This window comes from Streptomyces sp. NPDC023481, assembly GCF_055560195.1.
In genome coordinates this window covers 27,695-46,031 of record NZ_JBVHJE010000012.1, presented here as the reverse complement: position 1 = coordinate 46,031, position 18,337 = coordinate 27,695, and the positions used below count along the sequence as shown (strand labels likewise).

17 protein-coding genes and 1 pseudogene are annotated in these 18,337 nt (G+C 69.9%); 5 read left to right on the top strand and 13 right to left on the bottom strand.

Annotation, left to right across the window (positions count from 1 at the left end; all coding sequences use genetic code 11):
- Positions 1–22: 22 nt before the first annotated feature.
- On the bottom strand, positions 23–391 hold the full coding sequence (locus ACZ3ZD_RS22960; protein WP_467400297.1) for a VOC family protein: 369 nt from the start codon (positions 389–391) through the stop codon (positions 23–25).
- 120 nt (positions 392–511) lie between these two features.
- Between ACZ3ZD_RS22960 and ACZ3ZD_RS22955 the strand changes: the two genes are divergently transcribed.
- Positions 512–1,018, top strand: coding sequence for a CGNR zinc finger domain-containing protein (locus ACZ3ZD_RS22955; protein ID WP_467400294.1), 507 nt, complete (start codon positions 512–514; stop codon positions 1,016–1,018).
- A gap of 106 nt (positions 1,019–1,124) precedes the next feature.
- On the opposite strand, the gene ACZ3ZD_RS22950 is transcribed toward ACZ3ZD_RS22955, so the two are convergent.
- Positions 1,125–2,468 (bottom strand): UDP-glucose dehydrogenase family protein, encoded by a 1,344-nt coding sequence (locus ACZ3ZD_RS22950; protein ID WP_467400291.1) that lies wholly within the window; start codon positions 2,466–2,468, stop codon positions 1,125–1,127.
- Between the two features lie 190 nt (positions 2,469–2,658).
- Between ACZ3ZD_RS22950 and ACZ3ZD_RS22945 the strand changes: the two genes are divergently transcribed.
- Entirely contained in the window at positions 2,659–3,816 is a 1,158-nt protein-coding gene (locus tag ACZ3ZD_RS22945; protein WP_467400289.1) for an acyl-CoA dehydrogenase family protein, read from the top strand.
- A gap of 331 nt (positions 3,817–4,147) precedes the next feature.
- Here the strand turns inward: ACZ3ZD_RS22945 and ACZ3ZD_RS22940 are convergent, their stop codons facing one another.
- The 5 genes and pseudogenes from ACZ3ZD_RS22940 to ACZ3ZD_RS22920 form a co-directional block, all read right to left on the bottom strand.
- Positions 4,148–4,666, bottom strand: a complete 519-nt coding sequence (locus ACZ3ZD_RS22940; protein WP_467400826.1) for a hypothetical protein — start codon at positions 4,664–4,666, stop codon at positions 4,148–4,150.
- A gap of 83 nt (positions 4,667–4,749) precedes the next feature.
- A complete protein-coding gene (locus tag ACZ3ZD_RS22935) occupies positions 4,750–4,974 on the bottom strand; it encodes a DUF397 domain-containing protein (protein ID WP_467400286.1) in 225 nt (74 codons plus the stop codon).
- 528 nt (positions 4,975–5,502) lie between these two features.
- Positions 5,503–6,003: pseudogene (locus ACZ3ZD_RS22930) on the bottom strand (DUF5753 domain-containing protein); the annotation flags it as partial.
- Positions 5,930–6,511 (bottom strand): DUF6879 family protein, encoded by a 582-nt coding sequence (locus ACZ3ZD_RS22925; protein WP_467400283.1) that lies wholly within the window; start codon positions 6,509–6,511, stop codon positions 5,930–5,932. The pseudogene ACZ3ZD_RS22930 and the gene ACZ3ZD_RS22925, both read right to left, overlap by 74 nt.
- Positions 6,495–6,686, bottom strand: a complete 192-nt coding sequence (locus ACZ3ZD_RS22920) for a hypothetical protein (RefSeq protein WP_467400280.1) — start codon at positions 6,684–6,686, stop codon at positions 6,495–6,497. Before ACZ3ZD_RS22920 ends, ACZ3ZD_RS22925 begins: the two co-directional genes overlap by 17 nt.
- A gap of 295 nt (positions 6,687–6,981) precedes the next feature.
- Here ACZ3ZD_RS22920 and ACZ3ZD_RS22915 point away from each other — a divergent pair, with 295 nt between their 5' ends.
- Positions 6,982–7,356, top strand: a complete 375-nt coding sequence (locus ACZ3ZD_RS22915; RefSeq protein WP_467400277.1) for a four-helix bundle copper-binding protein — start codon at positions 6,982–6,984, stop codon at positions 7,354–7,356.
- 54 nt (positions 7,357–7,410) lie between these two features.
- Here ACZ3ZD_RS22915 and ACZ3ZD_RS22910 read toward each other — a convergent pair whose 3' ends face one another.
- Positions 7,411–8,736 carry an LCP family protein gene (locus tag ACZ3ZD_RS22910; protein WP_467400274.1) on the bottom strand — a complete coding sequence of 442 codons (1,326 nt, stop codon included), beginning with the start codon at positions 8,734–8,736 and terminating at the stop codon, positions 7,411–7,413.
- Positions 8,737–8,828: 92 nt separating this feature from the next.
- Here ACZ3ZD_RS22910 and ACZ3ZD_RS22905 point away from each other — a divergent pair, with 92 nt between their 5' ends.
- The gene (locus tag ACZ3ZD_RS22905; protein WP_467400271.1) at positions 8,829–9,416 is read left to right on the top strand and encodes an acyl-CoA thioesterase; all 588 of its coding nucleotides are present in this window, start codon (positions 8,829–8,831) and stop codon (positions 9,414–9,416) included.
- Between the two features lie 100 nt (positions 9,417–9,516).
- Here ACZ3ZD_RS22905 and ACZ3ZD_RS22900 read toward each other — a convergent pair whose 3' ends face one another.
- The gene (locus ACZ3ZD_RS22900; protein WP_467400269.1) at positions 9,517–11,013 is read right to left on the bottom strand and encodes an LCP family protein; all 1,497 of its coding nucleotides are present in this window, start codon (positions 11,011–11,013) and stop codon (positions 9,517–9,519) included.
- Between the two features lie 128 nt (positions 11,014–11,141).
- On the opposite strand from ACZ3ZD_RS22900, the gene ACZ3ZD_RS22895 reads away from it, so the two are divergent.
- Complete coding sequence (locus tag ACZ3ZD_RS22895; RefSeq protein ID WP_467400266.1) at positions 11,142–12,170, top strand: glycosyltransferase family 2 protein; 1,029 nt, start codon at positions 11,142–11,144, stop codon at positions 12,168–12,170.
- A gap of 176 nt (positions 12,171–12,346) precedes the next feature.
- On the opposite strand, the gene ACZ3ZD_RS22890 is transcribed toward ACZ3ZD_RS22895, so the two are convergent.
- The 4 genes from ACZ3ZD_RS22890 to ACZ3ZD_RS22875 all read right to left on the bottom strand — a co-directional run bounded on the left by ACZ3ZD_RS22890 (position 12,347) and on the right by ACZ3ZD_RS22875 (position 18,270).
- A complete protein-coding gene (locus ACZ3ZD_RS22890; RefSeq protein WP_467400824.1) occupies positions 12,347–13,957 on the bottom strand; it encodes an LCP family protein in 1,611 nt (536 codons plus the stop codon).
- A gap of 130 nt (positions 13,958–14,087) precedes the next feature.
- Positions 14,088–15,866, bottom strand: coding sequence for an LCP family protein (locus tag ACZ3ZD_RS22885; protein WP_467400264.1), 1,779 nt, complete (start codon positions 15,864–15,866; stop codon positions 14,088–14,090).
- 241 nt (positions 15,867–16,107) lie between these two features.
- Positions 16,108–17,295 carry an LCP family protein gene (locus ACZ3ZD_RS22880; RefSeq protein ID WP_467400261.1) on the bottom strand — a complete coding sequence of 396 codons (1,188 nt, stop codon included), beginning with the start codon at positions 17,293–17,295 and terminating at the stop codon, positions 16,108–16,110.
- 219 nt (positions 17,296–17,514) lie between these two features.
- Positions 17,515–18,270 carry a TIGR03089 family protein gene (locus ACZ3ZD_RS22875; protein ID WP_467400260.1) on the bottom strand — a complete coding sequence of 252 codons (756 nt, stop codon included), beginning with the start codon at positions 18,268–18,270 and terminating at the stop codon, positions 17,515–17,517.
- Between the last annotated feature and the right edge of the window lie 67 nt (positions 18,271–18,337).

The window sequence follows — 18,337 nt, the reverse complement described above, 5'->3', positions numbered from 1 at the left end:
GGACGGTTGCGCGCACCGGCGGTCAGCAGGCGCACAGGCAGAACGGGTGCCCGGCCGGGTCGGCGTAGACACGGAAGCTGCGCTCGCGGTCCGCCGCGTCCAGCGGCTTCGCGCCCAGCTCCAGCACCCCCTTCTCGGCCGCGTCCAGGTCCTCCACCGTGAGGTCCAGGTGGAACTGCTGCGAGTGGTCCGGCTCGGGCCACCGCGGTGGCACGAACCCGGGCGCCCGCTGGAAGGCCAGCGCCGGCCCGCCCGGCACCTTGAGGTCCACCCATGTGCCGTCCCCGGAGTTCTCCTCGACCGTGCCGCCCAGCACCCCGGCGTAGAAACCGGCCAGCGCGCGGGGGTCCGGACAGTCCAGGACCACGACGTCGAGCTTGGCGAGCGCCATCGCTACCTCCTCCATGCGTTACCCGAAGAACCTCGTTACCTGAAGAACCTCGTTACCTGAAGAACCGGGTAACCGGTAACCGTTACTGCATGCTCCCGCATAGGGGGTAACGTCGCAAGCATGAGCGACAGATCGGCCGCGCCCGGCGCCCTGGCCCTGGTCGAGTCCCTGGTGAACACGCTGGACATCGAGACGGGCGCCGACTCGCTGGACACGGTGGAGGGCCGCGGACGCCTAGGGATCACCCGGACCGGGCTGGCCGACGCGCGCGAACTGCGCGAGTCGCTGCGGGCGGCGCTGCTCGCCCACGCCGGCCATCCGCCGCACCGCGCGGTGACCCCGCTCGGCACCCTGCTCGCGCGCGCCCCGCTCCACGTCACCGTCGACGACCGGGACGGCTCCGCCCGCCTCGTCCCCGCCGAGGACGGCCCGCTGCTCTCCCGGGTCGCCGCCGCCGTCGCCGAGGCACTGGTCGCCGGCACCTGGACCAGGCTCAAGGCGTGCGAGGCCGTCACCTGCCACTGGGCGTACTACGACCGCAGCCCCGCCGGCCGCGGCCGCTGGTGCTCGATGCGGGTGTGCGGGGCCCGCGCGAAGATGCGCCGGTACCGGGCGAAGGGTGCGTGAGCCACAGCCGCGTGGTGCAGAATGCGGGCAGACGCCGGTTCGGCCGACTGAGCCTCGGCCGAACCGGCGTCGCCCGCAGCCGGCCTGAGCCGAAGGAGAAGGCCTCCTAGGCGGTGGGGCGCCCCATCGCCCGGTACGTCCAGCCCGCCTGCCGCCACCGCTCCGGGTCCAGGGTGTTGCGCCCGTCCAGGATCACCCGGGCCGTCGCCACCTCGCCCAGCGCCGCCGGGTCCAGCTCACGGAACTCGCCCCACTCGGTCAGGTGCAGCACGACGTCGGCGCCCCGGACGGCCGCCGTCGCCGAGTCGGCGTACCCCAGGGTCGGGAAGACCTTGCGGGCGTTCTCCATGCCCTTCGGGTCGTACACCGTCACCTGGCCGCCCTGGAGGTGGATCTGCCCGGCCACGTTCAGCGCGGGCGAGTCGCGCACGTCGTCCGAGTCCGGCTTGAAGGTGGCGCCGAGCACCGCGACCCGCTTGCCGAGGAACGATCCGCCGCCCAGCGCCTCCCGGGTCATCTCCACCATCTGCCCGCGCCGGCGCATGTTGATGGAGTCGATCTCCCGCAGGAAGGTCAGCGCCTGGTCCGCGCCCAGCTCACCCGCCCGGGCCATGAACGCCCGGATGTCCTTGGGCAGGCAGCCGCCGCCGAAGCCGATCCCGGCGCGCAGGAACTTCCGCCCGATTCGGTCGTCGTACCCGATGGCCTCCGCCAGCTTCGCCACGTCACCGCCGGCCGCCTCGCACACCTCGGCCATCGCGTTGATGAAGGAGATCTTGGTGGCGAGGAAGGAGTTCGCGGCCGTCTTCACCAGCTCGGCGGTCGGGAAGTCGGTGACCACGAACGGCGTGCCCGCCCCGACCGGACCGGCGTACACCTCGCGCAGCAGCTTCTCCGCCCGCTCGCTGCGCACGCCGACGACGATCCGGTCCGGGTGCAGGGTGTCCTGGACGGCGTAGCCCTCGCGCAGGAACTCCGGGTTCCACGCCAGCTCCGCGTCCGCGCCGGCCGGGGCGTGCTCGGCGAGGTAGGCGGCCAGCCGGTCGGCCGAGCCCACCGGCACGGTCGACTTGCCCACCACCAGGGCCGGGCCGTGCAGGTGCGGGGCGAGGGAGGCGATCGCGGAGTCGACGTAGCTCATGTCGCAGGCGTACTCGCCGTGCTTCTGCGGGGTGTTCACGCACACGAAGTGCACCTCGCCGAAGGCACCGGCCTCGGCCCAGTCCGTGGTGAACCGCAGCCGCCCGGTGGACCCCTCGATCCCGGCCACGTGCCGGCGCAGCAGCTCGTCGAGCCCCGGCTCGTACATCGGGGTCTCGCCGCGCTCCAGCAGGGCGATCTTCTCCGGTACGACGTCCAGGCCCAGCACCTCGAAGCCCAGCTCGGCCATGGCCGCGGCGTGCGTGGCGCCGAGGTAACCGGTGCCGATCACGGTGATCTTCAGGCTCATGGGTGTGCTCCAGCTCCGGTCCGTCGTTCCTGCTCGCTCATGCGGTGCCTGAGCATAGTCGGGCCGCTCGGCGGGCAGTTTTCCCGCTGTCGCCAAGCTCACGTAGGCGTGTTCACGCAAGCCCTCTAAAATTCAGTTACTTAACGGTAATTAGCGTCAGTATCACTGCGTCTTTGGAGCGTGAGACACCGTGGCCGGATCGGCTGACTTCGACCTGTACCGCCCGTCCGAGGAGCACGACATGCTCCGGGACGCCGTCCGTTCGCTGGTCGAGGCGAAGATCGCGCCGTACGCCGCGGCCGTGGACGAGGAGGCCCGCTTCCCGCAGGAGGCCCTCGACGCCCTCGTCGCGGGCGACCTGCACGCCGTCCACGTACCCGAGGAGTACGGCGGCTCCGGCGCCGACGCGCTCGCCACCGTCATCGTGATCGAGGAGGTCGCCCGCGCCTGCGTCTCCTCCTCCCTCATCCCCGCGGTGAACAAGCTCGGCTCCCTCCCGGTGATCCTCTCCGGCGGCGAGGAGCTGAAGAAGAAGTACCTGACCCCGCTCGCCAAGGGCGACGCGATGTTCTCGTACTGCCTCTCCGAGCCGGAGGCGGGCTCGGACGCGGCCGGCATGAAGACCAAGGCCGTCCGCGACGGCGACCACTGGGTGCTCAACGGCGTGAAGCGCTGGATCACCAACGCGGGCGTCTCCGAGTACTACACGGTGATGGCCGTGACCGACCCCTCGAAGCGCTCCAAGGGCATCTCCGCCTTCGTGGTCGAGAAGTCGGACGAGGGCGTCTCCTTCGGCGCCCCGGAGAAGAAGCTCGGCATCAAGGGCTCCCCGACCCGCGAGGTCTACTTCGACAACGTCCGCATCCCCGCCGACCGCATGATCGGCGAGGAGGGCACCGGCTTCATGACCGCCATGAAGACCCTGGACCACACCCGCATCACGATCGCCGCCCAGGCCCTCGGCTGCGCCCAGGGCGCGCTCGACTACGCCAAGGGTTACGTCCAGGAGCGCAAGCAGTTCGGCAAGGCGATCGCCGACTTCCAGGGCATCCAGTTCATGCTCGCCGACATGTCCATGAAGATCTCGGCGGCCCGCGCCCTCACCTACCAGGCCGCCGCCGCCTCCGAGCGCGGCGACGCCGACCTCACCTACCTGGGCGCCGCCGCCAAGTGCTTCGCCTCGGACATCGCCATGGAGGTCACCACCGACGCCGTCCAACTCCTCGGCGGCTACGGCTACACCCGCGACTACCCGGTGGAGCGCATGATGCGCGACGCCAAGATCACCCAGATCTACGAGGGCACGAACCAGGTCCAGCGCATCGTGATGGCAAGGAACCTTCCCTAGCAAGGTTTTTGCAGGTCAGGAGCTGTTTCGAAGGTCCGGAGGGACGCCCCTGGCTTTCTGTCCGTTGCGGCATGATCAGGGCCGTACTTGGGCGTCATGCTGGGGGAATCCTGGGCAGATGCCGGGCTGAAAACGGCGACTGACCTGCACAAACAACACAGCCCCCGGCGTGACGCCGGGGGCTGTTGTCGTACGCAGATCAGGCGACCTCTGATGCCTCCGTCGGGTCGTCGGTGCCGGGCGTGAACATCGTCGCGATGGTCGCCCGGCCACACTGCTCGGCCCCTTCGAAGATGTAGTGGTAGTGCTCCCCTTCCGTGCACTGCTCTGATCAACCGAACGAGCCGCGGCCTTTGTGTCCGGGGCTTCTTTGTTGCTTCGACTGTGCGACCGGGCAGACCAGTTCAGCGTTCGCGCGATTCGGGGAACACGTCACCACTGCCAGGGACGGATACGAGGGACGTTCCAGGTAGAAGCCGTACGACACATCAGCACCCGAGCGCAGCTGTTCGGCAGCAGCGTTGACCAGCCGGGCCAGCCGCGTAGTGTCGCGGTCTCTCTCCGGCGCGAACCGAGGCGCGTACTCGGCCAGCCGCTCGCCAAGCCATGACGCGGCCCCCTTCGTCTCCTCCCACGTGCCCCGAACCAAGGACCGGGGCTTGATCAGCCAGTACGCCGTTTCCAATGGCGGCAGATCCGAGGCGGGGAACTCTGCGGCTACCTCGCGGTACCGCTGAATCAGTTCGTGCTTGCTGCCGACAGGGGGCGGCTCAGGATGCGGGGGCCGTCGCAGAGCTTCCTGGTCGAAGCGCTCTTTCGGACCGGTCCATAGATAGCCGTGGTGGTGCACCAGTCGTTCCATTCCGATGAGTGCCAGCCGGGCCGGCCCTAGGGACGGGGGATGGACCCGGCCCGACTGGCGGAAGGGGAGGATCAGACGTTCAGGCCGAAGCGCGCCGGGTCGATGCCGGCCGCGTCCAGCTCCTCCGTGGTGAACCGCAGCGGCTGCGCCTCCGGCCGCTTGCTGTCACCGAGCGCCCAGAGACCGTCGCCGATCCGGGCCAGGGTCACGCACCCCTCCGTGCAGGGGCCGCCACACGCCTGGACGAACGAGGCCCCGCTGATGTCGAGCGCGTACAGGTCGGTTCCGTTCTGCATCGCTGCACCTTCCTGCTCACTGATCACGGCCATGGCCGGCCGTCGCCGCCCGAACGGGCGGGAGTCAAAAGGGGAGAGCCGCACTTCAGCGGTTGGATCGCTTGCCGGACCCGGCGCACCGCGCGCCACTCGCACGGCGGCCACGCGGAAGTCATGAGAGGTGCCAGATCATCGCTCGCGGTTACTGCCTGCTCGGGCCCCCACGATCGCCCGGAGTCACGGGAAACGCGCATCGTCATCAGCGGCTGGTCAGCGAAGCGACGCTGCGCCGCTCCCTTGCGCGTCACGCGTGTACCTCGGCTTGGTGGCGGCGGAGCCTTACGTTGCCGTCTGAAACCCCGCTGTAGTCCCCTGCGGATCGAGCGTTCTCGCGAGCGACCGACAGCGACAGGCACGTACGGCATCCAGGCTTAGGGGACGGTTCACTTCTCCCGTCCATCAGGCTGATTACCGATGCGGTCGACTCCGGATCGGAAGTTCTCTCTTCGCTCCCCATGACGCCATCTTCGGCTGGCCGGGGGCGCGCCTCTAGGCTGTTTCCTGTTCCCGCAAAAAGTCGTTGCGGATGTCTTCGAGTAGGCCCCGCATTCTGTCCCCCGACAGGGCTACGGCCGCGAACCCATTGAACTTGTCCACGTACAGCCCAACATCTCTCGGGTCCGTAACGACCAATTCGGTGTGCACGGTCTCTATCGTCACCATATGGTCATCGCGGACAACGAACGCGTGATTGGCGATGTCGTGTTGTTGAATCGCCAGCGGCACCACTCGAACATCCACGTGAGGCAGGCGCGATATGGAGGCGATGCGGTCGAGCTGCGCCGCCATCATCGGCGGTGGGACGATTCTCCACCTCAGTACCGGTTCGGTGATGACGAACTGCAGTGATTTCGTGCTGTCGTACAGAACCGCTTGCCGTTCGAGCCTTCCGTTGATCGTGCGCGTGAGGGCGTCTTCACCCAAGTGGTGCCGTTTCAGAACGGCTTGGATGTACTCCGGGGTTTGGAGCAGGCCGGGCACTGTACTTGGCCCACCATTCGGTGAATGGTTCCGCGTGGGCGAGTGCCGTGTCACGGTACCTGGCGAACTCCGCCGCCCGTTCCGGCTCCAGCACTTCCGAGCCCAGGTACTTTCCCGCCCCGTCGTAGTTCATCACGGCCACGGACTCGGAATCGAAGCACCAGAAGTCCGGTACGCCGGCCAGGGGATTGGGTTCCTCCGTGACGTCGAGGATGAAGAACTCTTCACCTCCGGTCATGTTCTTCCGGTAGCCCCACCCGAGTTCGAAGCAAAGATAGTCCGTGAGCGGGCGCGACAGAATGTGCACCTGATAGACCCGCTTACCGTTCTCGGTGTGCGAGCGGAGTTCTTCCACCCACCCTGCGTTGTACTCCTCGGGCTGCGGCTCCCCGGCCAGGTAGGCGTGATACGCGTCGACGTTCCCGGACTTGCTGTAGTCGTCCAGGGTTTCCAGACGGAAAGCCTCACGCTGGAACGAGTCGAAGAGGTCGCCGAGGGACTTAGATGAGCTTGTCACGGATGGCCTTCTGGAGCAGTTCCATCGGAACCTCGACCAGGGTTTCGTGAGCGGGAATCCGGAGCCCGTGGTCCGTTGGCGTCTCGCCCTGCACCAGGAAGGTGCCGCGATCCGTCGCGTAGATCGTCGGACAGTCCTTGATGTCGCACGTGCTGACGAGCTTGGTGACCTTCATGGTCCGGGTTCCCCTCCCATGCCGCTGTCAGTGCCTCGCGTCTGGGTCGATGCTCCCGAGGGCCGGGCGTGTGGGTCAAGCGATCACGGTTGACGGAACGGGAAACCGCGTGACGCCCTCCAAGCCTGCTCGTCTGTTGCCGTCTCAGGCTCGGCTTCAAGGCGGCCGGGGTGACCAGGTCCAGCGGAGGATGGCACGGAACCTGCCGTAGTCCGACATGCGGGACATTCCTCCTCGGCGTAGGACGGAAGCACACGGGACCCGATCCGGGTTCCAGCGCCTTCCTGGAGGAGTCATGACCCAGTCCCCGTCGCGGTCCGGAATGATGCCCGCCCTCACGCAGCAGATGCAGGACTGCATCGAGGCCTGCATGAACTGCCACAACATGTGCGAGGAGACCATGAGCTCCTGCATGCAGCAGGGTGGGCCGGCGCAGATGCAGGTCATGCGTGCGCTCATGGACTGCTCCGAGACGACCCGCATGTGCGCCGACATGATGATGCGGCGCTCGCCCATGGCCGGCGAGATGTGCATGCTCTGCGCGAAGGTCTGCGAGATGTGCGCCGAGGCGTGTATGTCCATGCCGGACGACCAGCAGATGATGCGCTGCGCCGAGGCGTGTCGCCGCTGTGCGGAGACCTGCCGGGCGATGGCGGCCGCAGGCATGTGAGCCACAGGGCCGGGGGCACCCAGCGGGGTGCCCCCGGCCCTGCGCGCGCCGCCGTCAGTTGCCGGAGACGGTGACCTTCTCGTCGTTGTTCAGCTGGTCGACCAGCGTCTTCACCTTGGCCTTGTCCCAGACCAGGTTGCCGCCGACGGAGCCGGAGATCGGCATGTTCATGGAGGTGCCGTCACCGCCGTTGACGCTCTTCATCGCCCAGAACATCGAGGCCAGGTCCCACAGCCCCATGTCCTTGTCGACGATCAGCGAGTCCAGGCCCGCGCCCATCGTCGGATAGAACCTGAACGGGTTCAGCACCGTCGAGGGGGTGGCCACCTGGTGGGCCAGCGCGGCCAGGAACTTCTGCTGGTTCTTGGTGCGCTGCAGGTCGGACGCGGCGAAGGCGTGCCGGGTCCGGACGAACGCGAGTGCCTGCTGACCGTTCAGGGTCTGCTTGCCGGCCTTGAAGTCGGCGCCGGACCACTTGTCCTTGAAGCCCTTGTCGATGTCGATGTCGACGCCGCCGACGGCGTCCACGATGTTGGCGAAGCCCTGGAAGCCGATCTCCACGTAGTGGTCGATGTGCAGACCGGTGTTCGCCTCGATCGTGCGGACCAGCAGCGTCGGCCCGTCCTCGGCGTAGGTGGCGTTCAGCTTCGCGTGCCGTCCCTGCGCCGGGTAGACCTTCCCGGACGTCGACCCCTTGTACGACGGGACCACCACGTCCGAGTCGCGCGGCAACGAGATCAGCGTGTCGCCGTTGTCGCCGACGTGCAGGATCATCATCGAGTCGGTGCGCTTGCCCTCGGCGCCGCCGGTGTGCAGCTTCTTCTCGTCCGCCTTGGACATGCCCTCGCGGCTGTCCGAGCCGACGATCAGGTAGTTCGTGCCCGCGCCGGAGTCGGGCCGGTCGATGACCGTCGACAGGTCCACATCGCGGCGCAGCTTGGAGTCGGCCCAGAAGTAGGTGGCCACGGAGGTGACGACCAGCACCGTCGCCAGCGTGATCGTCGTCCACTTGATCCGGCGCCGCCAGTTCGGCGCGGGCCGCGGGGCACGCGTGGACGCGCCGTCGGGGCCGCCCGGACCCCGGCCGCCGGGGCTGCCGTAGACCTGGCCCGTGTTGTAGCCGCTGTCGTAGCCGCCGTGGCCGGCGCCGTCCTCGTGTCCGCGGCCGTCGACGTACGACGGCTGCCGCGGCACACCGGCCCCGTACGGCGGCGCCGCCGGGCCGGGGTCGCCGTACGCCGAGCGCGGTCCGGGCGGTACCGCCGGGCCGCGCCGCACCTGACGCATCGCGCGGGCCCCCTCCGGCTCTGCGCCGGCGCTGCCGCGTCCGTAGCGCGGGCCGCGGTTGTCGTCGGACCATCCCTCGGGCCAGTCATTCATGCGCCCCAGTGTGCAGGGCGCCGCTATGCGCTCGACAAGGGATGTCGGGAAATCAGGGCCCCGCTGTTGCGAACCCGACACAAAGTCCGCGAATGCGCCGTCGGCATAAGGTGGAGGTCATGACAGACCAGGCCACGGACACGGCTCCGGACGTACGGCCGGACATCCCGGGCAAGCCCACGTCCGCCTCACGCACCACGCTCAGCCACATCATGACCCACAACGACACCAACCTGCTGGGTACGGTGCACGGCGGGGTGATCATGAAACTGGTCGACGACGCCGCGGGCGCCGTGGCCGGCCGGCACTCCGGCGGCCCCGCCGTCACCGCGTCCATGGACGAGATGGTGTTCCTCGAGCCGGTCCGCGTCGGTGACCTGGTCCACGTCAAGGCGCAGGTGAACTGGACCGGCCGGACCTCGATGGAGGTCGGCGTCCGGGTGCTCGCCGAGCGCTGGAACGAATCGGCCCCGGCCACCCAGGTCGGCTCGGCCTACCTGGTCTTCGCGGCCGTCGACGCCGACGGCAGGCCGCGCCCGGTGCCGCCGGTGATACCGGAGACCGACCGGGACCGCCGCCGCTACCAGGAGGCCCAGATCCGCCGCACTCACCGTCTGGCCCGCCGCCGCGCGATCCGCGAGCTGCGCGAGAAGAGGGCGGCGGAGGGCTTCGAGGACTAGGCCCTCTCTTTCGGATCTTGCCGGCGTCGCGGGGCCTGGAGAGGGTGTGGAGGGGACCCGCGGCGGGACCGGAGCGGTGGGCCCTGTTGGGCCTGACCGCTCAGCACACCACCTCGTTGCCCCGCACCACGTTCTGCTCCGGCCGGGCCGGGTCCTCGTAGCGCACCCGGCGTACCTTGCGGACGTCGGTGAGGTCCGCGCCGGCCGTCACCTTCAGCAGCGGCCCCTGGCCCGGCACCGCGCGCAGCTCGCTGCCCGGCAGCGCCGCGGCCAGGGAGCGGGCGGAGCGGTCCCAGCGGGGGTCGTAGAAGATCACCGTGCGCGCCACATGGGCGGGTGCGGTCACCGGCAGGCGGGTGGTGGCGAAGCCGGTCGCCGCGAGTGCCGCGTCGACGCGCTTGCCCAGCCCGACCGTGCTGCTGCCGTTCGCCACCTGCACCCGGATCGTGTCCGGCGCCACCTCCACCGGCAGTGGCATCCCGGCCGGGTCGCGGTGCGGCCGGTCCCCGGCGAGCGGCTTGTCGTCGCGCAGCGCCCGGAACAGTTCCTCCGACTTCGCCGGGTCCCACTTCAGGGTCGAGCCGATGCCCTTGACCTGGTAGTTCAGCTGGCCGATGGGGACGGTGGCGAACTCGGAGGAGGAGGGGGAGAACTCGCGCATCGCGCGGCCGAGGTCGAGCAGCTCGTCGGTGCCGAAGCCCGCGTCGGCACGGACCGAGCCGAGCACCGCCCGGGTCACGTCCCGGAACCGCATCGGGTTCAGCAGCACCCCGGAGGAGGTCGTCTTCTCCAGCAGCGCGGCCAGGAACCGCTGCTGCCGTTTCATCCGGCCCAGGTCGCTGGCGCCGTCGATGTGCCGGGCGCGTACGTACTGCAGTGCCTGCCCGCCCAGCAGGGTGTGGGTGCCGGGCCCGAGGTCGAGCCCGGTGTACGAGTCCTTGAGCGGGGTCGGCGTGCACACCTTGACCCCGCCGAGCACGTCGACGGTCTTCATGAAGCTGGTGAAGTCGACCTCCAGGTAGTGGTCGATCTTCACGTGGGTCATGTTCTCGACCGTGCGGATGGTCAGCTGGGGGCCGCCCTCGGCGTAGGCCGCGTTGAGCCGGACCGGGTGCGGGCCGTGCCGCTGCCCCGAGTTCATGTCGATGTGCGCTGGCATCTCGGCGTAGGAGTCGCGCGGCAGGCTCACCACGGTGGCCCGCTCCCGGTCCTCGGAGATGTGCACGATCATCATCGTGTCGGTGCAGTGGCAGGGCTGCCCGCCCAGCCGGTAGGCGCGCCGGTCCTGCGCGCTGATCTTGTCGCGGCCGTCGGTGCCGACCAGCAGGACGTTCATGCCGTGGCCGGCCCGTGGCCGGTTCTTCATGTCCTTGAAGGCGTCGACCCGGGCGATCCCGGCGTCCAGGCTGGCGACGACCGCGTGCCCGATCCCGGCGGAGGCGAGCACCACCACCGACAGGGTGGTGACCGCCCGCATGGCCCAGCGGGGCCGCCGCGGCGGCCGGACGGACGGTACCGGACGCTCGGGTGGACGCGGCACACGGCGGGGCGGTTGGCGGCGTTGCGGAGGCGCGGGGGACCGAGGCGGGCTGGGCAAGGAGGACACCTCCGGACGAGGCCGTACGTGGGATCCGTGAGCACAGTAGGCCGATACGATCTCCAGCCCGCGTCGCAGGCCCGGTGGCGCGCATCCCTGTCCCCCGTTCGCGGTAACGTGAGGCTCCTATGAACGCCAAGTCCGACGTGCGGCTCCCCGCTGTGTCCGTGATCATGCCCGTCCTCAACGAGGAGCGGCATCTGCGCGGGGCCGTCCAAGCGATCCTCGCGCAGGAGTACGCCGGCGAGCTGGAGGTCGTGATCGCCCTCGGTCCGTCCACGGACCGCACGGACGAGATCGCCGCCCGGCTGGTCGCCGAAGATGCGCGCGTGCACACCGTCCCCAACCCGACCGGCCGCACCCCGGCCGCGCTGAACGCGGCGATCAAGGCGTCCCGGCACCCGATCGTGGTCCGTGTCGACGGCCACGGCATGCTCTCGCCGGACTACATCGCGACCGCCGTGCGCCTGCTGGAGGAGACCGGCGCGCAGAACGTCGGCGGCATCATGCACGCCGAGGGCGAGAACGACTGGGAGCACGCGGTGGCCGCCGCGATGACCTCGAGGATCGGCGTCGGGAACGCGGCGTTCCACACCGGCGGCCAGGCCGGTCCCGCCGAGACGGTGTACCTCGGTGTGTTCCGCCGCGAGGCGCTGGAGCAGCAGGGCGGCTACAACGAGGAGTTCATCCGCGCCCAGGACTGGGAGCTGAACTTCCGTATCCGCGAGGCGGGCGGGCTCATCTGGTTCTCGCCCGAGCTGAGGGTGTCGTACCGGCCGCGGCCGTCGGTGCGTGCGCTGGCCAGGCAGTACAAGGACTACGGCCGTTGGCGGCACGTCGTCGCCCGCTACCACTCGGGCTCCATCAACCTGCGCTACCTCGCCCCGCCGGCGGCGGTGTGCGCGATAGCGGCGGGCCTGGTCGTCGGCGCGGCGCTGACCCCGTGGGGCCTGGTGGTCCCCGGCGGCTACCTGGCCGCGATCGTCGCGGGCTCCCTCCCGGCCGGCAGGGGCCTTCCCCCGAAGGCCCGGCTGCAGATCCCGGTGGCCCTCGCCACCATGCACATGTCCTGGGGCTGGGGCTTCCTGACCAGCCCGAAGTCGCTGGCGCGGAAGGTCATCGCGTCCCGGCGGCCCGCGGTCCTGGACACCGTCTGACGGAGGTCCCGGACACCGTCTGACGGATACCGCGGATACGGCGGATACGGCGGATACGGCGGATACGGCGGATACGGCGGATACGGCGGGTACGACGGACGGGCGGGTACGACCGATACGGGAAGGGCCCCTGCCGCGCGTGCGGAGGGGCCCTTCTCACATCCGTCGGAACGTCACTACCACTGGTAGGGCTTGTACACGTCCATGCAGGTCGGCTTGTCCGAGGCGTTGGCGGCGTCGGTGCCCTCGGGCAGGTCCCCGGCCTTCGGGACGGACTGCTGGGGGTAGGCGGTGCCCGTGCGCCAGTCCGCGCCGACGACGACCGTGACCCCCGACACGTCGGTGGACTTCTGCACCTGGCTCATCGGAATGCCCAGCGCCTTGGCCACGGCCTGGGCGTCACCCTCCAGGTCCGCGCTCGGATACCGCACGACCGTCTTGTCCTCGGCCAGACTCCCCGAGGTGTCAGCCTGCGCCCGGGCGTAGCCCTTGCCCACGAGGACCTGGCCGATCGCCGACGCCCGCTGCGTGACCGCGGCCTCGGTGGAGGTCCGGGTGGCGTTCTGCACCAGCACGCCGAGCCGGGCCGGGTCCAGGGAGGGCGTCCTGGCCGGCTTGTCCTTGGCCTTGTCCTTGCCCCCGTCCTTCCCGGTGTCGGACGTGCTGCCGTTCTTGTCGAACGGCACGTCGTCCTGGAGCATCTGCCACACCTTGTCGGCCTTGGCCTTGTCCGGTACCACGTGGTTGTCCGGGTCGTCGGGGTCCGGGAGGTTGGGCATCGTCACGGCGGTGATGCGGTCGGTCGGCACCGACTTCAGCTGCATGCCCAGGTCGTACAGCTTCTTGACCGTGCCGATCTCCTCGGAGACCTTCAGCGACTTGGTGGCCGCCTCGGCCAGGTCCATCAGGCGGCCGGTGTCGGTGAACACGTTCTGCTGCTTCAGCGTGCGGATCATCGAGTTCAGGTACATGTGCTGGGCGCGGGCCCGCATCAGGTCGCTGCCCCAGGCGTGCCGGGTGCGCAGCCACTGCAGGGCCTGCTCGCCCTTCACCTTGTGCGATCCCTTCTCCAGCTTCAGGCCGGAGCCGCCGCGCTGGTCGGGGGTCGAGTGGTCCCAGACGTTCTGGTTCACACAGACCTCGACGCCGCCGATCGCGTCGGCCATCCGGACCACGCCGGCGAAGTCGATCGTCATCCAGTGGTCGATGTAGACCCCGGTCAGTTCCTCCCAGGTGAGCAGCGTGCAGCCGGCACCGCCCCGGGCCAGGGTGACGTTGATGATGTCGTCCGTCGGCGGATAGTCCTTGCCGTTCTGGTCCTTGCACTCGGGGATGTGCACCCGGGTGTCCCGGGGGATGCTGACCATGGAGGCGCTCTTGCGGTCCGCCGAGAGGTGGATGAGCATCTGCACGTCCGCGAGCGGTGGGTCGCCGACGTGGTCCCTGCTGCCGCCGAGCTTCAGGTTCTCCTTGGAGTTCCGGCTGTCGGAGCCGATCAGCAGGATGTTCAGCGGGGTCTGGCCGGCCGCGTTCGGGGCGGTCCGGTGCGCCTTGGAGTCGTCGCCGCTCGCGCGGCTGCCCTTCTGGATGTTGCTGTTGAGATGCTGGTAGTACAGATATCCGGCGCCTGCCGTGCCGAGTATCACCACCGCCAGCACGGTCGCGGACCAGCGCAGTGCGCGCCGTCTGCGTCGCCGCGGATCGGTCTGCGGACCACCGACCCCCCGCCGGCCGCCGTGCCGGCCGGAACCCGCAGCGGCGTCCCTGGCCCGCGCCGCCAGCGGCATCGTGTCCTCGACCGCCGGAGCCTCCCCGCGCACCTCGCTCTGCGCCAAACTCCCTGCCCTCCCCACCCTTGCGCCAAGCAACGGGCCCGTCCCGCGTCCGGTTAGACGCTTGACGGGCCCCTAGGGTTACCTACGCGGCGCACTTCACCTTGTCTGCCGTGGACTTGTCGACGTCCGGCGCCTTCGTCGGCGTCATGAGGGGGATCCCCGCCCCCTTGAAGTCCTTGCCCAGGGTCAGCGTCATCGCCGGCAGACCCTGGGAGTTGGTCACGCTCTTGCCCGGTTTCAGGGCGGCCCCGGACAGCCCCATGATCGCGGCCAGCCGGCGTGCCTGGGGCGCCTGGTCGGGCGCGTACTCCAGGGTGGTCCTGCCGAGCGGGGCGGGGGCGTTGCCGGAGTTCTCCGACTTGGTCACGCCCTCGTCGTTCTGCAGCCAGTTGAGCACCGCCTGGGCGCTGCCGGCCACGGCCCCGCCGTTGAGGATGCGTACCCGCACGTCGGAGGCGGGCGCCTTGCTGCCCTTGAGCCGGGCGGCCTGGGCGTCCTTCGCCGCCTTCTGCTTCTTCTTCACGTCGGTGAAGGACACGTCGTTGCGGATGGCGTCGAAGACCGCCGGGGCCTTGGAGTTGTTGAGGACGACCGTGGAGTGGACCTTCTCCGCCGGGTTGTCCACGACCGGGATCGTGGTGAAGGTCAGGTTCTTCGGGTTGAGCTTGCCCAGCTCCAGACCCAGGTCCTTCAGCTTGCCGATGTCCTTCAATTTGTCGTCCACGGTGAGGGCCTTGGTGCCCGCCTCCGCCAGATTCACCATCTTCGTCGGGCTGCTGAGCGTGGAGTTGCCCTTCAGCTTGCGCATCAGCGCGCTCAGGAACTGCTGCTGCAGCCCGATCCGGCTCAGGTCGCCGCCGAAGCCGACGGAGTGCCGGGTGCGTACGAACGCCAGCGCCTGCTCACCGGAGATGTTGTGCGTGCCCTTGGACAGCTTCAGGTGCGAGTCCTTGTCGTCGATGTCCTTGGCCAGGCAGACCTCGACACCGCCGACCGCCTCGGTCAGCGTCTTGACCGCGTTGAAGTCGGCGACCATGAAGTCGTCCGGCTTGATCCCGGTCAGCTCGGTCACCGTGCGCATGGTGCAGCTGGGCGTACGGTCGTCCTGCCCGAGGCTCGTGTTGAATCGGACGTTCTCCGCGCCGGGGATGACCTTCTCGCTGCCGTCCTCCTGCCGGGTCGGGCAGTCCGGCACGTTCACGATCAGGTCACGCGGGATGCTCAGCGCGGTCGCGTTGGACCGGTCCTTGGAGACGTGCAGCAGGATCGTGGTGTCGGCGTGCCCGACGCTGCCCGAGTCGCCGTAGCCCTCGTTGCCCTTGCCGGTGCGCTTGTCGGTGCCGATCAGCAGGATGTTGATCGCCTCGTCCTTGCGGAAGCCGCCGGTGCCGGCGCCGTCGTCGGAGACGGAGGTGATGTTGTCGTTGAGGTGCTTGATGTAGAGGTAGCCGGCGGCCGTCACGGCGACCAGCACGAAGGCCATGGACCCGCCGGTCCACAGCAGCGCCTTCTTCGCCGTCGACTTCTTCTTCACCGGCCGCCGGGCGGCGCGCCGCCCCTGCGGTGCCTCCGGTTCGCTACCCCGGCGCCGGGCCGAGCGCGGCGCCGGCACCTCGGTGCCGCGCGGCCGGGACGGCTGCCGGTCCCGCCCGGCCGACTGCCGGTCCTGCCCGGCCGGCTGCCGCGTACGGCCGCCCGTCGGACCGCCCCCGTCCCGGGAGGACGGTCTGCGCGGTCCGGGAACCGGCGGCTGCGCTGCGGAAGGGCTCAGTCGCAGTTCGTATTCGCCGGTGTTCGGATTGAGTACCCACTGGTCTGCGGGGTCGATGTTGTCCGCCCGCCCACGGCCTTGCGCGTCCACGGTTGTCCGAATCCTCCGTCGGGGCCACGCGGCGCCTTCCCCCTCCAAGGCGCTCGGGTCTCGGTGAATCGGTGCACGGCCCCGACAAAGCCCGTCGGACCTCGCGGCCAGGTGCACCGGATCGCTCACACTATCCGCCCAGTTCAGCGTCGAGCGACGCCGGTGACAAATTCCACCTGCCTACAACCGGGCAATCCCCCTCATTTTCTGAACGGAAGTTCGCCTTTTCTTGCCCTGCACCTTACTCACAGGTCTGTTCGGCGGCGGTGTTCCCGCGGAACGTCGGCGCGGGCGAGGGGCCGTCCGTCCCGCCCGCCCCCGTGTCCCGCCCGGGGGCGTCCTGTGCGCCCCCCTGGGTCACCACCACCGGCTGGTCGGCCCGCAGCCGTCCGAACAGCTTCTCGGCCTCCGGCTCCACGAGTTGGTCACGGTTGGCGTCGTAGACGTACGACTCCCTCGGCACCGTCAGGAACTGCACGCGTTCCGTGGGGATGTCACGCAGTCCGCGCACCAACTGGTACAAGCCACGCAGACTTGCCAGTTCCGGGTCGGTGGTCAGCGAGGACGTCGCCGCGTCCAGCACCGGATACAGCTTCACGGGGTTCAGCAGCACATCGTTGCTCTGCACCTTGTTGACGAGCGCGCCGAGGAACCGCTGCTGGCGTTCCATCCGCTCGGTGTCGCTGCCGTTGCCGAGCGACTTGCGGGCCCGGACGAACCCGAGCGCCTGCTCCCCGTCGAGCGTGACCTTCCCCGCGGGCAGTCTCAGCTGCGCCGCCTTGTCGTCGACGGGTTCCTTCAGACACACCTGCACCCCGTCGACGGCGTCCACCATCTCCTTGAACCCGCTGAAGTCCACGACCACGTGATGGTCGACGCGGATACCCGTCAGTTTCTCGACGGTCCGGATCGTGCACGCCGAACCGCCCACCTGGAAGGCGTGGTTGAACATCGCGAACACCGGGTCGGTGCGCCTGCCGTCCTCCTGCAGGCAGCTCGGGATGTCCACCATCAGGTCCCGGGGCAGCGAGACCGCGGTGGCGCTGCGCCGGTCGGCGGCCAGGTGCAGCAGGATCGTGGTGTCCGACCGCTCGCTGCCCAGGTCCCTGCCGTACTTGCTGTTGCCGTCCCCGGCCCGCGTGTCGGACCCGATCAGCAGGATGTTCTGCGCGTCCTTCACCAGCGCGGTGGGCCGCTCCCGTTCGTACCGGGCGAGTTCGGCGGCGGCGGCCTCGTCGGGGGTGATGTTGGCGCTCAGCTTGGCGTAGACCGCCCAGCCGGTCCCGGCGGCCGCGGCGACCAGGACGGCCGCCGCCAGCGCGCCCCCGCGCACCCACCGCCGGCGCCGCCGTCGTATCAGCCCGTCCCCGGTCGCCGAGGCTCCCGACCCGGGACCGGGACCGAGGGGCTTGCCTGCGGTGTCGGTCACGATGAGGCCATCCCCTCACGGCGTACGAGCGTCGTGTCCTGCTCTTACGACGATGGCGGGGGAGGGGGCCGGAAGCGCCCTGTACTACTCCGATCGAGGGAACGGGCGGCGGCGGGCGGCGCGGTGCCGTGCGCCGGGGGCGGGCCGGTGCCAGGGAGTGGAGGCGGAGTCGGGGCGGCCGGGTGTCAGGGGTGGAGGTGGAGTCGGGGGCGGGCGTTGTCACCGCCGTACGGTCGTCACCCGTTCGCTCTCGACCCGCTTGGCGAGGGCGTCCTCGTCCAGCCGCTGGAGGTTCCGGCACAGCACCACGGACCCCCCGACGGCCAGCGGCGAGAACAGCCCCGCGCTCAGCCCGTCCCAGGTGTCGTACGGCAGCCCGGACAGCAGCCGCGAACCAGGCCCCGTCAGCCCCAGCGCTCCCGCCTCGGAGGCGGCCCGCTCGACGACCTCCGCCCCGCTGAACTCCCGCCCCGCGACGATCAGCGCCGGCTCGTCCGGGTCCACGGGCGTGAACGGGGCGAACCGGTCGCCCTGCCCCGGTACCTCCACGGCGTAGTCGAGGAATCCGGCCGGAGCCTGCGGGAAACGCCCGCCCAACGGGCGCAGCGCCAGCGCCACCCGCTCACCGGTGCAGGCGAGCGCCGCGTCGAGCGAGTCCGGGCCGCTCACCACCACGTCGGCCGCCACGGGATCCCCGCCGACGTCCGCGATCGCGCCCACCGAGGAACAGGCCAGCAGCCACACCGCCGTCTGCCAGTGCGCGGGCAGCAGCAGCGCGACCCGGTCGCCGGGGCCGGCGGACAGGTCGCCCTGGAGGAGGTTGGCGGTCTTGGCCACCCAGTTGGCGAAGGTGGCCACGGACAGTTCGACGCGTTCGCCCGTGGCGTCGTCGTAGAAGGTCACCAGCGGGCGGCCGGGATCCGCGGCGAGCGCGGAAGTCAGCAGGTCGGCAGGGGTGCGATCGGTGGCGTTCACCCGGCACAGGGTACGCGCGGGCGGGAGGGCGCGCCGGGCGGTGGGGCCACTGGATCGGCGGAACCGT

Bases quoted from the DNA above. Each gene is read 5' to 3' on its own strand.
- ACZ3ZD_RS22890 (WP_467400824.1), bottom strand. From the start codon at position 13,957: ATGCCGCTGGCGGCGCGGGCCAGGGACGCCGCTGCGGGTTCCGGCCGG.
- ACZ3ZD_RS22910 (WP_467400274.1), bottom strand. From the start codon at position 8,736: ATGAATGACTGGCCCGAGGGATGGTCCGACGACAACCGCGGCCCGCGC.
- ACZ3ZD_RS22950 (WP_467400291.1), bottom strand. From the start codon at position 2,468: ATGAGCCTGAAGATCACCGTGATCGGCACCGGTTACCTCGGCGCCACG.
- ACZ3ZD_RS22935 (WP_467400286.1), bottom strand. From the start codon at position 4,974: ATGCAGAACGGAACCGACCTGTACGCGCTCGACATCAGCGGGGCCTCG.
- ACZ3ZD_RS22960 (WP_467400297.1), bottom strand. From the start codon at position 391: ATGGCGCTCGCCAAGCTCGACGTCGTGGTCCTGGACTGTCCGGACCCC.
- ACZ3ZD_RS22955 (WP_467400294.1), top strand. From the start codon at position 512: ATGAGCGACAGATCGGCCGCGCCCGGCGCCCTGGCCCTGGTCGAGTCC.
- ACZ3ZD_RS22905 (WP_467400271.1), top strand. From the start codon at position 8,829: ATGCGCCGTCGGCATAAGGTGGAGGTCATGACAGACCAGGCCACGGAC.
- ACZ3ZD_RS22895 (WP_467400266.1), top strand. From the start codon at position 11,142: ATGAACGCCAAGTCCGACGTGCGGCTCCCCGCTGTGTCCGTGATCATG.
- ACZ3ZD_RS22920 (WP_467400280.1), bottom strand. From the start codon at position 6,686: ATGAAGGTCACCAAGCTCGTCAGCACGTGCGACATCAAGGACTGTCCG.
- ACZ3ZD_RS22915 (WP_467400277.1), top strand. From the start codon at position 6,982: ATGACCCAGTCCCCGTCGCGGTCCGGAATGATGCCCGCCCTCACGCAG.